Source organism: Pseudomonas sp. GW821-FHT02C04, assembly GCF_059421845.1.
In genome coordinates, this window is record NZ_JBWKVT010000012.1 from 23,514 (window position 1) to 37,044 (window position 13,531).

The window sequence follows — 13,531 nt, forward strand, 5'->3', positions numbered from 1 at the left end:
CTATATTCCGCCGCCTCAAATCCTTGGGGAGGGGAATAAAAATGGCACGTCAACAAGCACAATTACCGGTCAGTTCACCACGTCTGCTCGCTTCCGCCATCGGTGTGGCAATCACCGCTGGCTCCGCTGGCCACATGGTGTTCGCCGCTGAAAAGACCGACAGCAAAGCCTCCGGCAATGCCATCGCCCTGGACGCCACCGCCATCACCGGCGAAGCCCAGGACTCGACGTCCTACCAGGTCGAGAAAGCCTCCTCGCCCAAGTACACCGCGCCGCTGGTCGATACGCCGCGCTCGGTCACCGTTATTCCGCAACAAGTCCTGAAGGACACCGGCGCCCTGAACATGCAGGACGCGCTGCGCACCGTACCGGGCATCACCTTCGGTGCCGGTGAAGGCGGCAACCCGCAGGGCGACCGTCCGTTCATCCGTGGTTTCGACGCCCAGGGCGACACTTACCTCGACGGCGTGCGCGACACCGGTTCGCAGAGCCGCGAGATCTTCGCCGTAGAAAACATCGAAGTCAGCAAGGGTCCGAACTCCGCCATCGGCGGTCGCGGCGCGGCGGGCGGCAGCATCAACCTGGTGAGCAAGAAAGCGCACCTGGGCAACTCGTTCGACGGTGGTTTCACCTGGGGTTCCGACCAGACCCAGCGTTACACAATGGATGGCAACTACCAGTTCAGCGACACCGCTGCCGGCCGTCTGAACCTGATGAGCCACGAGAGCAACGTCGCTGGTCGCGACAGCGTCGACTACGACCGCTGGGGCATCGCGCCATCCCTGGCCTTCGGCCTGGGCACCGATACTCGCGTCAACCTCGACTACTACCATCTCGAAAGCAACGACACGCCGGACTCGGGCATCCCGTACACCATCCCGGCTGCCGGCTCGGCTGCACGTACCAAGTCCAACCCGGACAAGCCGTACTCCGGTGGCGATCACAGCAACTTCTACGGTCTGGACGGTCGCGACTTCCGCAAGGGCCGCACCGACACCGCGACGTTCGCCATCGAGCATGACCTGAATGACTCGCTGACCATCAAGAACACCCTGCGTCACGGCACCAGCATGCAGGATTACATCCTGACCCAGCCGGACGACAGCAAGGGCAACGTCAACAACGGCAGCGTCTGGCGTCGTGCGAACACTCGCGTGAGCAACACCGAGACCACCACCAACCAGACTGACCTGTTCGGTAACTTCTACGTTGCAGGCTTCAAGAACAGCTTCTCCACCGGTGTCGAATACACCCGTGAGGAAAGCCGGAAGTCCTCGTACAACGTCAACACCGATACTACGCCGCGCACCACCAATGTGCCGTCCAGCACCAACTGCACCCCGTCGATGATCGGCGCGTCGAGCGGCTACAACTGCACCTCGCTGTCGAACCCGAACCCGAACGATCCGTGGAACGGCGCCATTTCGCGCAACTACGCCGGCACCGACACCCAGTCCGATACTTACGCGCTGTATGTGTTCGACACCCTGGAACTGTCCCAGCAATGGCTGGTGAATATGGGCCTGCGTTACGACCACTTCGAGACCGGCTACCACACTTACAACAACGCTGGCACCACCACCGCCAAAGGTGCGGACACCAGCGAGTTCGTCACCGGTCAGTTCGGCATCGTCTACAAACCGGCAGAGAACGGCAGCATTTACGCGTCCTACGCCACCTCCGCCACGCCACCGGGCAACACCCTGGGCGAAGGCATGGACGGCAACCCGCTGGGCGGCACGCCGGATCGCAATGGCAACCTGCTCAAGAGCGACATGGAGCCGGAAACCACCAAGAACTACGAAATCGGCACCAAGTGGGATCTGTTGAACGATCGCCTGTCGCTGACCGCCGACATCTTCCGCACCGAGAAAGAAAACGCTCGTGTCCAGGTTGATACCACGTCGTACGAAAACGCCGGCAAGACTCGTGTACAAGGTATCGAACTGTCGGCCAGCGGCAAGATCACCGACAAGTGGCAAGTGTTCGCCGGTTACGCCTACATGGACAGCGAACAGGTTGACGGTGGTGACCTGCCGGCCAACAAAGCCAACAACGGTAATGAACTGCCAAACACGCCGAAAAACAGCGCCAGCCTGTGGACCACTTACCAGGTCACGCCGAAGCTGACCATCGGTGGCGGTGCGTTCTACGTGGATGACGTGTTCGGCAGCGTGGCCAACACCACCATGGTCGATTCCTACGTTCGCTACGACGCGATGGCTGCGTACAAGCTGACCAAGAACGTCGACCTGCAACTGAACGTGCAGAACCTGACCAACGAAACCTACTACGACAAGGCCTTCTCGACTCACTTCGCCAACCAGGCGGCGGGCCGTACGGCATTGCTGAGCACCAACTTCCACTTCTGATAGAAGCCGGAAGCCTCGGGCCCCGTTCATTCACTTGAACGGGGCTTTTGTGCGTAATAAAGAACGTTTCTCGATAAGCCACGGCATAATGCACGCCGTGAACACAATTTCCGAACGGACAAGGCAAGCGACGTGTTGAAGAAAACCCTGTTCCAGTTGCACTGGTTTTTTGGCATCACTGCCGGGCTGGTGCTGGCCCTGATGGGCATCACCGGCGCTGCCTATTCGTTTCAGGACGAGATCCTGAAAGCCCTCAACCCCTCCGTGTTGCAGGTGGAGAAGCAGGTGGCCGGCGTCCTGCCGCCCGCCGACCTGGTGGCGCAGATCGAAGCAGCCTCGGGCAAGAAAGTCTCGATGCTCTCCGTCGAGACCGAGAGTGGCAGCGCCGGGCGCGTCTGGTTCACCCCGCCGAAAGGTGAGCGCCGTGGCGAGATGCGCTACTTCGATCCCTACACCGCCGAGTTCAAGGGCGAGGCCACCGGCCAGGACTTCTTCGGCCTGATGCTGCAGCTGCACCGGTTCCTCGCCATGGGCGACACTGGTCGCAACATCACCGGCGCCTGCACCCTGATGCTGCTGTTCTTCTGCCTGTCCGGCCTGTACCTGCGCTGGCCACGCCAGTGGAACAGCTGGCGCGTATGGCTGACCCTCGACTGGAAGAAAAAGGGCCGCAGCTTCAACTGGGATTTGCACTCGGTGTTCGGCACCTGGTGCATGCTGGTTTACCTGCTGCTGGCGCTGACCGGTCTGTCCTGGTCCTACGAGTGGTACAACAAAGGCCTGACCAGACTGCTTTCCGATGCGCCGCAGAACGAACGCGTGCGCGGCGGACGCGGCCCGGCACCTGAAGGCCCGGCGCCGACCGCCGATTACGCCGCCATGTGGGTCAGCATCTACAGCTCCGCAGGTCCAGGCCTCGCCTCCTACAACATCCGCATGCCGCCAGTGGCCGGCCAACCGGCGACCGTGTTCTATCTGCTCGACAGCTCGCCCCACGAGCGGGCGCTGAACCAGATCACCCTCGACCCGGCCACCGGCGTCGTCAAACGCGTCGACCGCTACGCCGACAAGAGCTTCAAGGCGCAGTTGCTGACCAGCATTTACGCGCTGCACGTCGGCAGCTATTTCGGTCTGGTCGGGCGAATCATCGTGACCGTCGCAGCGGTGTTGATGCCGCTGTTCTTCATTACCGGCTGGCTGTTGTACCTGGATCGCCGACGCAAGAAAAAGCAGATCAAGGATGCCCGCCAAGGCCTCGAGCAACCGGCCAGCGACACCCCGGCGTGGCTGATCGGCTTCGCCAGCCAGAGCGGTTTTGCCGAGCAACTGGCGTGGCAGACCGCCGGCCAGTTGCAGGCAGCAGGATTGCCGGTGAAGGTGCAGCCGCTGGCCAATGTCAGCGAGCAGGATCTGCAGGAGTCGAACAACGCGCTGTTCGTGGTCAGCACCTTCGGCGACGGCGAAGCGCCGGACAGCGCACGCGGCTTCGAACGCAAAGTGCTGAACAACGCCTCGACCCTCGACAGCCTCAACTACGCCGTGCTCGGTCTCGGCGACCGTCAGTATCAGCACTTCTGCGGTTTCGCTCGACGCCTGCATCAATGGCTGGGCGAGCATGGCGGCAAGACGCTGTTCGCTCCGGTGGAGGTCGACAATGGTGATCCTTACGCACTGCGTCACTGGCAGACCCAGCTCGGCCTGATCACCGGGCAAGCACCGGTCGACACCTGGCAGGCACCGAGCTACAGCAACTGGACGCTGGAACGCCGCGAACTGATGAACCCTGACAGCAGCGGTTCACCGGTTTTCCTGCTGGGTCTCTCGGCGCCAGACACCAGCAGCTGGCTCGCTGGCGATCTGGTGGAAGTGTTACCACGCAACTGCCCGTGGGCCATCGAACATTTCCTCGACGGCCTCGGCATTCGTGGCGAAACCAGCGTGAAGGTCAACGGCCTGGAAGAATCGCTGGAAGTGGCCCTCGCTACCCGCCAGTTGCCCGAGCACCGCGCCCATCTGGTGGGCCTGCATGCCCAGGCGCTGGTCGATGCGATGGTGCCGCTGGCGATGCGCGAATACTCGATCGCCTCGATTGCCGCCGACGGCGTGCTGGAATTGATCGTGCGTCAGGAACAACACAGCGACGGCACCCTCGGCATCGGCTCCGGCTGGCTGACCGAGCATGCTAACGTGGGTGGCAGCATCAGCCTGCGGGTACGCCGCAACAGCGGCTTCCATCTGCCGAACCAGCCGGTGCCAATGATCTTGCTGGGCAACGGCACCGGGCTTGCCGGCTTGCGCAGTTTGCTCAAGGCGCGGATTGCCGACGGGCAGCAACGCCACTGGCTGCTGTTCGGTGAGCGCAATCGCGAGCACGATTTCCTCTGTCGCGCAGAACTGGAAGAGTGGTTGATCAACGGCGATCTGGCCCGACTGGACCTGGCGTTCTCGCGTGATCAGGCGCAAAAAATCTATGTGCAGGATCGCTTGCGCGAATCGGCCGCCGAGCTGAAGAAATGGCTGGCGGACGGGGCCGTGATCTACATCTGCGGCAGCCTTCAAGGCATGGCATCCGGTGTCGACCAGGTGCTTAATGAAGTGCTGGGGGCCGTCGAAGTTGAACGCCTGATCGAGCAAGGTCGCTATCGTCGCGACGTTTACTGACCCGTCTGAAGGAGCCGGCTTGCCGGCTCCTTCAGTATTGTGTGATCAGACCGGCTGCAGCTTCTGCTCAAACACCGCCACCCCATCCAGATCCCGCAAAACCACACTCAACTCCCCGCTCTGCCCTTCAATGTTCACCTCGCCAAAAAACTGAAACCCGGCAAACGGTGAAGCGTTTTGCGTCGGCGGTGCTTTCTGGAACACCACTTCCGGGCCGAAGGTCTTGTCCAGCGGATTGGGCCCGAAACTCCCGGCGTTCAGAGGCCCTGCGACAAACTCCCAGAACGGTTCGAAATCCTGGAACGCTGCGCGATCCGGGTGATAGTGATGCGCCGCGCAGTAGTGCACGTCCGCCGTCAGGAACACGAAATTGCGCACCTGCTGCGCCCGCAGAAAGCCCAGCAATTCGGCGATTTCCAGTTCACGTCCCTGAGCCGGGCCGGGGTCGCCGTTGGCCACGGCTTCCCAACGCGGCACACCGGGGCTGACTTCGCCGTCCGGCACGCCAAGGCCGATCGGCATGTCGGCAGCAATGACTTTCCACTGGGCTTTCGATGCCTTCAATCCGCGCTTGAGCCAGTTCAATTGTTCGCGCCCGAGGAACGGTTTTTCCGCCCCGAGGTTGTCGTCGTTGGCGCCGCGATAGCTGCGCATGTCGAGCACGAACACATCGAGCATCGGCCCGTAGCTCAGCTTGCGATAGATCCGCCCGCCGCCATCGGCGGCCTGCAAACGCATCGGCGAATATTCGAGCCAGGCCTTGCGCGCACGCCCGACCAGGGTGTGGATATCTTTCTCCTGATAACGCTCGTCGAGTTGTTTGCCCGGCGACCAGTTGTTGACCACTTCATGGTCATCCCACTGCCAGATCTGCGGCACTTCGGCGTTGAAGCGGCGGATGTTTTCGTCCATCAGGTTGTAGCGGTAATTGCCGCGATAATCGTCGAGGGTCTGGGCGACCTTGCTCTTGGCTTCGGTGGTGAGGTTGCGCCAGATCCGGCCACCCTCAGTGGTCAGTTGCGCCGGCACCGGGCCGTCGGCGTAGATGGTGTCGCCGCTGTGGATAAAGAAGTCCGGCAAGCGCATGCGCATGGATTCGTAGATGCGCATGCCGCCGATATCGGGGTTGATGCCGAAGCCCTGGCCGACGGTGTCGCCGCTCCAGACGAAGCGAATATTGCGCCGTGCGGTCGGTGCACTGCGCAAGTGGCCGAGCCACGGTTCGCTGGCAACACCAGTCTGGGCGTCCTTGAAATACACGCGGTAGAAAATCGCCTGATCAGCGGGCAACCCGGTGAGTTCGACGCGGGCGGTGAAATCGCTGCGCGCGTCGGCCAAAGCGGAGATGACGCGTCGCGGATGGCGGAACTGACTGCGGGTGTCCCACTCCACCACCATCCGCGCCGGACGATCGCTGCGGCTCCAGATCATCGCCCGATCGCCCTGCAAATCGCCGGACTGCACGCCGTCGGTGAGTTGCGGTCGATCCTTGACCGATGCGATCACGGCCGGCGCCAGCCCTGGCATCAGCAAACCGGCGCCGACCACTTGCATCACGCGCCGGCGACCGAGGTTGAAATCGCTCATGCTGTTCTCCCTGAAAAAAGGAAAACTTAACCATCACCAGATGAAGCGGGTATGACACCTCAGGCGTTGGCGGGCTCCAGCGCCAGTTCGACCGCTTCCGGCCGCTTGACCAGCGCATACACCACCGCCGTCAGCAGGCTGCCCGCGACGATTGCCAGCAGATACAGCAGCGCATGGTTGATCGCATTCGGGATTGCCAGCACAAACAGGCCACCGTGCGGCGCCATCAGCTTGCAGCCGAAGTACATCGACAGCGCACCAGTCAGCGCACCGCCGGCAATGCTCGCCGGGATCACCCGCAACGGGTCTTTCGCGGCAAACGGAATTGCCCCTTCGGAAATGAAGCACAACCCCAGCACCAGCGCTGCCTTACCCGCCTCGCGTTCGGTCTGGGCGAACTTGCGCCGGGCGATGAAGGTGGCAATGCCGAGACCAATCGGCGGCACCATGCCGGCGGCCATGGTCGCGGCCATCGGCGCGTAACTCTGCGAGGCCAGCAGCCCCACCGAGAACGCATAGGCGGCCTTGTTGATCGGCCCGCCGAGGTCGACGCACATCATGCCGCCCAGCAGCACACCGAGCAGGATCGCGTTGGTGGTGCCCATGCTGTCGAGGAAATGCGTGAGCGCCGCGAGCATCCCGGCCACCGGTTTGCCGACCACGTAAATCATCACCAGCCCGGTGATCAGACTGGCGAACAGCGGAATGATCAGAATCGGCTTCAGCGCTTCCAGACTTTGCGGCAACGCCACATAACGACTGATCAGCTTCGCCGCATAACCGGCAATGAAACCGGCGACGATCCCGCCGATGAATCCGGCGCCCAGGGTGCTCGCCAGCAAACCGCCGATCATCCCCGGTGCCAGACCCGGACGGTCGGCAATCGAGTAGGCGATGTAACCGGCCAGCAACGGCACCATCAATTTGAACGCGGTCTCGCCGCCGATCTGCATCAGTGCCGCCGCCAGCGTGCCTTCTTCCTTGAACGCAGTGATGCCGAACACGAACGACAACGCGATCATCAAGCCGCCCGCCACCACCATCGGCAGCATGAACGACACACCGGTCAGCAGGTGTTTGTAGACGCCGGTTTTCTCTTGTTTGGCCGGGGCCTTGCCGTCGCTCGCGGCGCTTTCCTGCTTGCCTTCGGCCAGGGCCTTTTTCAGTGTGGCTTCGGATTGCTTCAACGCAATACCGGTGCCGCAGCGGTAGATTTTCTTGCCGGCGAAACGCTCGGTGGCGACTTCGATATCCGCCGCCAGCAGCACCACGTCGGCCTCGGCAATTGCCGTCGCGCTCAGGGGATTTTTGGCCCCGACCGAACCCTGGGTTTCTACCTGAAACTCGTAACCCAGACGCTTGGCCGTCTGCTGCAAAGCTTCGGCGGCCATGAAGGTGTGCGCAACTCCGGTCGGGCACGCGGTGACGGCGACGATGCGCGGCGCGCGTGGCGCAGCGGCAGTCGGCGCAACTTCGCGGGCGACATGAATTTCGGCCTCTTCGGCGCCACGACGCAGCACCGCTTCGACATCCTGCAACGCTTGCGCCGGAGCAATCTGAAAGACCCGTTTGCCGACGAATCGGGTCATGTCGACCGCCCCCGTGGTCACCAGCAACACCCACTCCGCCGCCTCGATCGTCGCCGCCGACAATTCGCGTTCCGGATGCGCCGCATCCACCACTTCGACGCTGGTGCTCCAGCCCTGACGCTGGGCCGCGGCATCCAGCAGCCGGGCGCACAGCACACTGGTGACCATGCCGTTCGGGCAGGCCGTGACAATGGCTAACTTCATGACAAACCCTCTTATTGTTCTGCCAGGGGACGCACGCGCACGCCCTGTTCGAGCTGCGTCAGTTGCGCAGCATCGTGAATACCGGATCCGATCTGGGTCACCGCCTGCGCCGCAATCGCGGTGGCTGTGCGCAGGGTTTGCTCCGGCGTATCGGCGCTGAGCAGACCGTGGAGCATGCCGGCCAGCAACGAATCGCCGGCACCGACCGTGCTGGCGACGCTGACCTTCGGCGGCGTGGCGTGCAACGCCGAGCCGACACTGAACCAGTTCACACCTTCGGCACCGTGGGAAATCACCACATGCTCGATGCCTTGAGCGTGCAGCCGATTGGCTGCTTCGGCTTGAGACGCGTGCGAAACCACTTCACAGCCCAGCGCATCAGCCAGCTCTTCGGTGTTCGGTTTGATCAGCCACGGGCCGGCCTTGAGTGCCGTGCGCAGCGCTTCACCGCTGGTGTCCAGCGCGACTTTCAGGCCCAGACCCTTCAGGCGCTCGATCAACTCACGCAACCACTTCGCACTGACACCGCGCGGCAGACTGCCGGCGACCACCACTGCGTCATGCCCCGGTGCAATCTGCACCAGACGATCCAGCAACGCCTGTTGCGCCACCACGCCGACCACCGGGCCCGGACCGTTGATATCGGTGATCCGTCCGTCCTGTTCCGCGACCTTGATGTTGCTGCGGGTCTCGCCGGGCACACGGATAAAGGCATCAGTGAAACCGCGCTTGGCGAACAGGGTTTCGAACGCCTGCAGATTGTCTTCACCGAGAAAGCCGCTGACCGTTAGTTGATGCCCCAGATCGGCCAGCACCTGCGCGACGTTGACGCCCTTGCCGGCGGCGTGGGTGTGCATCTCGTCGCTGCGATTGACCTGACCAGGTTCCAGACGTGGCAACTGCACCGTAAGGTCCAGCGCCGGGTTGAGGGTCAGGGTGAGAATTTTGGCCATTACAGGGCCTCCACTAATGCGCGCACTTCATTGGCGCTGCCCACGGCCAGGGCTTGTTGAGCAAGGTTTTGCGTTTGCGTCAGGCTGAGTTCGCGGATGCGCGCCTTGACCTCGGCGATGCTGCGCCCGGACACGCTCAGCTCATCCACACCAAGGCCGACCAGCACCGGCACCGCCAGCGGGTCCGCCGCCAGTTCGCCGCACACGCCGACCCATTTGCCGTGGGCATGGGCCGCGCGCACGGTGATGTCGATCAGTTGCAGTACCGCCGGGTGCAGGCCGTCCGCCTGGGCGGACAGGGTCGGATGACCACGGTCGATGGCCAGGGTGTATTGGGTCAGGTCGTTGGTGCCGACGCTGAAGAAATCGACTTCTTTGGCCAGCACTGGCGCCAGCAACGCAGCGGACGGCACTTCGACCATGATCCCCAGTTGCAGGTCGGCGACCGGGATTTCCAGGCGCAGGCGTTCGGTCATGTCGCGGGCCTGACGCCATTCGTCGACGCTGCCGACCATCGGGAACATGATCCGCAGCGGGCGGTTGTCCGCCGAGCGCAGCAAGGCGCGCAACTGCGCTTCCATGATCTGCGGACGCTGCAAGGTCAGCCGAATCCCGCGTACGCCGAGGAACGGATTTTCTTCCTTGGCAATCGGCCAATACGGCAGCGGTTTATCGCCGCCGACATCGAGGGTGCGCACCACCAGCGGTCGACCGGCGAGGCCGTCGAGGACGCGGCGGTATTCGGCTTCCTGAGTCGCCTCGTCCGGCGCCTGGGGATGGGCCATGAAAATCAGTTCGGTGCGCAACAGACCGATGCCTTCGGCGCCCTGCTCCACCGCGCTGGTGACACCGGCGCTTTCGCCGATGTTGGCGAACACTTCCACGGCGTGGCCGTCGGTGGTGTGCGCCGGTTGATGGCGTTGTTCGGCGGCGGCCTTCAGGCGTTGTTCGCGGGTGTCGCGTTCTTCGCTGGCGCGTTGCAGGGCCGCGGCATCGGCATCGACATGCAGGCGACCGCGCTGGCCATCGAGCAGCAACGGCGTGCCCGGTTTCAGCAGCAATACCGCAGCGCCCGCACCGACCAGCGCCGGGATTCCCAAGGCGCGAGCGACGATGGCGCTGTGAGCGGTAGCGCCACCACGGGCAGTGAGAATCCCCGCGACCCGCGCCGGATCCAGACGCGCGACGTCGGACGGGCCGATCTCATCCATCACCAGAATGTACGGCTGCTCAGGCTCGGCGGGCGTCTGCACGCCGCACAGTTGCGCCAGCACTCGACGACCGATGTCGCGCAGATCGGCGGCACGTTCTGCGAGCAACGCATCCTGCAACGACTCCTGTTGTTTTGCTGCAGCTTCGATCACCGCCATCCACGCCGCTTCAGCGCTTTCGCCCTGCTTGAGGCGGGTGTCGACTTCGTCGGTGAGTTCCGGGTCGTCGAGCATTTCCTGATGGGTGATGAAAATCTCGCGGATCGCCTTGGCCTTGCTGCGCTCGATCAGGCCCTGAATGTCCTGACGCACGTCGGCCAGCGCTTGCTTGAGACGCTCGCGCTCGATGGCGGCGGACTCGCCGCGCAACGGGTAATCGATGGTTTGCTGGACCTGAATGTGCGCCGGGCCGATGGCAATACCGGGCGCTGCAGGAATGGCTTGCAGCAGGCTGCCGGGGGGCGGGGCGCTCAGCACTTCGGCGATGTCGGCAATGACTTCGCGCTGCTGACTCACGGCCGGCAACGGTTCGACTTCTTCGCCGAGGCCTTCTTCAATCGCCGCCAGCAAGGCCGGCAACGCGTCGGCGGCGATACTCGGTTCGGCGATGATTTCCAGCACCTGACCGCGACGGGCGCCGAGGCTCAGCAGTTTGCTCAGGCTCTTCACCGATACGGCGCTGTCCTGACCGTCGACGATACGGACACGAATTTCACCGTCAAAACTCTTCGCCAGTTGGGCGAGGATCTTCGCCGGCCGCGCATGCAGGCCATGGGCGTTGGCCAGCGCAATCCGCGCACTCGGCCAGTCGGCCGGCAACTCGCCGCCGAGCACTTCGAGGACTTTGCGGCTGCTGGTGGCGCGACCCAGTTCATGGCCGCGACCTTCAATCAGCAACGCGCACAAACGCTCGAGCAACGCCTGATGCGCTTCGCCGAGGCTGGCCAGACAAAACAGACCGCTGAGCGGCTGACCGAGGTAACGCATCGGCTTGTCCGGAGTGACGAAGGCCAGGCCCGGACGCTTCACGGTCTGCTCGCTGTGCAGCCACCACAGGCCATCGCCCAGCGGCAGTGCTTCGACTTGCTGCAACACACCGGCAAAACCGTTGCTCACACAATCGGCCTGACGCAGCAGACGTGCACCGCGCCAGACCAGTTCTTCGAAGTCGTCAGCGGAGACCCCAAGGCCGATCATCTGCGCATCCAGCGCCAGTTCCTGTGGCGCGCCTTGCAGCAGTTTCAGCAGCGCCTCGGGCGAACTCGCGCGGCGTAGGGCCTGGCCCAGATCGGTTTCGCCGAGGGCGCGGGTGAGCAATTGCAGCAGGCGCAGGTGTTCGTCGGATTTGGCCGCGATACCGATGGCCAGATAGACGATCTGGCCGTCGCCCCAGTCCACGCCGTCGGGAAACTGCATCAGCCGCACGCCGGTGGCGAACACTTGATCGCGGGTTTCGGGCGTGCCATGCGGGATCGCAATGCCTTGGCCGAGGAAGGTCGAGCCCTGGGCTTCCCGCGCCTGCAATCCGGCAAGGTAGCCGTCGGCGACCAGACCATCGGCCACCAGATGATCGGCCAGCAATTGCAGGGCAGCGGGTTTATCCACAGCCGATTGGCCCATGGATATCTGCTCTATAGTGAGCTCGAGCATGCGTTCTCCTTTTTGGCGTCAGGTGGCGCCAGGTATTGTTTTGAATGATTCCAGCTTAGGCGCTTGTAGGCTTCCCTTTCAGGAGGCAGTTTTGGCGGTTTCACGGCAGCACCGGCCAAAGGCGTCTAAAACGTAGAAAATACGCTTGCTGAAACGTTTAATCTAGATTGATCGGCACGTTACTCGATAATGTCTCATCCTTGAAGTCCAACTTGTCGGATGCGCTGCGACAATGGTCGTCTGCCTGAATCGGGTAGGATTGGCGAAAATGTGGCGGCAAGCTCGAAAAAACAAGGAAATCCCGGGTTGAAACTCAGTGATATCGCGCGGTTGGCCGGAGTGTCCGTGACCACCGCCAGCTACGTCATCAACGGCAAGGCCGAACAGCAACGCATCAGCACCGCAACCGTCGAGCGGGTGCGAGCGGTGGTCGATCAGCACGGCTTTACCCCCAATCCACAGGCGGCCGGGCTGCGCAGTCGGCACACCCGGACCCTGGGTTTTATCCTGCCGGACCTGGAAAACCCCAGTTACGCGCGGATCGCCAAGCTGCTGGAACAAGGCGCCCGGGCGCGGGGCTATCAGTTGCTGATCGCCAGCTCCGACGATGCACCGGACAGCGAACGGCAATTGCTGCAACTGTTCCGCGCCCGACGCTGCGATGCATTGATCGTCGCCAGTTGCCTGCCGGCCGGTGACGACAGCTACCGCCAGTTGCAGGCCAAGGGTTTGCCGGTCATCGCCATCGACCGAGTGATGGACCCCGAGCACTTCTGCTCGGTGGTCAGCGACGACCGCGAGGCCAGCCTGCACCTCACCGAAAGCCTGCTCGACCCGCAGCCAAAACAGATCGTGCTGCTGGGCGCCCGCCCGGAACTGAGCATCAGCCAGGAACGCGCCGCTGGTTTCAAACAGGCTCTCACGGGCTTCAAAGGCGAAGTGCTGATCGAGCACGCCGAGTCCTTCAGCCGCGAGTGCGGCAAGCAATTGATGGAAGAACTCCTGCAACGCCTCGGGCATTTGCCGGACGCGCTGGTGACCACGTCCTACGTGCTGTTGCAGGGTGTGTTCGATGCGCTGCATGACTTCCCGCTGAAAAACCGCCCGCTGCGCCTCGGCACGTTTGGTGACACTCAGTTACTGGACTTCCTGCCGCTGCCGGTCAACGCCATGGCCCAGCAGCACCAGTTGATTGCCGACAAGGCGCTGGCACTGGCGCTGGCAGCGGTCGAGCAATCGGATTACCAGCCTGGCGTGCAGGCCATCGCCCGTACCTTCAAGCAGCGTATTCACCGGGACTGAGC

7 protein-coding genes are annotated in these 13,531 nt (G+C 63.0%); 3 read left to right on the forward strand and 4 right to left on the reverse strand.

The window, feature by feature from the left end; all coding sequences use genetic code 11:
- Positions 1-41 precede the first annotated feature (41 nt).
- Together AC07VV_RS29045 and AC07VV_RS29050 are read left to right on the forward strand one after the other, a co-directional pair.
- Positions 42-2,372, forward strand: a complete 2,331-nt coding sequence (locus AC07VV_RS29045; protein WP_495038199.1) for a TonB-dependent receptor — start codon at positions 42-44, stop codon at positions 2,370-2,372.
- A 132-nt stretch (positions 2,373-2,504) separates the two neighbouring features.
- Positions 2,505-5,033 (forward strand): PepSY domain-containing protein, encoded by a 2,529-nt coding sequence (locus tag AC07VV_RS29050; protein ID WP_495038200.1) that lies wholly within the window; start codon positions 2,505-2,507, stop codon positions 5,031-5,033.
- 45 nt (positions 5,034-5,078) lie between these two features.
- On the opposite strand, the gene AC07VV_RS29055 is transcribed toward AC07VV_RS29050, so the two are convergent.
- The 4 genes from AC07VV_RS29055 to ptsP are packed head-to-tail and all read right to left on the reverse strand — an operon-like array spanning position 5,079 to position 12,227.
- On the reverse strand, positions 5,079-6,620 hold the full coding sequence (locus AC07VV_RS29055; protein WP_495038201.1) for an alkaline phosphatase D family protein: 1,542 nt from the start codon (positions 6,618-6,620) through the stop codon (positions 5,079-5,081).
- Positions 6,621-6,679: 59 nt separating this feature from the next.
- Positions 6,680-8,413: a PTS fructose-like transporter subunit IIB gene (locus AC07VV_RS29060; RefSeq protein WP_495038202.1), complete on the reverse strand. Its 1,734-nt coding sequence runs from the start codon at positions 8,411-8,413 to the stop codon at positions 6,680-6,682.
- An 11-nt stretch (positions 8,414-8,424) separates the two neighbouring features.
- Complete coding sequence (pfkB, locus tag AC07VV_RS29065; protein ID WP_495038203.1) at positions 8,425-9,366, reverse strand: 1-phosphofructokinase; 942 nt, start codon at positions 9,364-9,366, stop codon at positions 8,425-8,427.
- Positions 9,366-12,227, reverse strand: coding sequence for a phosphoenolpyruvate--protein phosphotransferase (gene ptsP / locus AC07VV_RS29070; protein WP_495038204.1), 2,862 nt, complete (start codon positions 12,225-12,227; stop codon positions 9,366-9,368). The genes pfkB and ptsP overlap by 1 nt, the downstream gene beginning before the upstream one ends.
- Positions 12,228-12,533: 306 nt before the next feature.
- Here ptsP and cra point away from each other — a divergent pair, with 306 nt between their 5' ends.
- Positions 12,534-13,529, forward strand: a complete 996-nt coding sequence (cra, locus tag AC07VV_RS29075; RefSeq protein ID WP_096818861.1) for a catabolite repressor/activator — start codon at positions 12,534-12,536, stop codon at positions 13,527-13,529.
- Positions 13,530-13,531 lie beyond the last annotated feature (2 nt).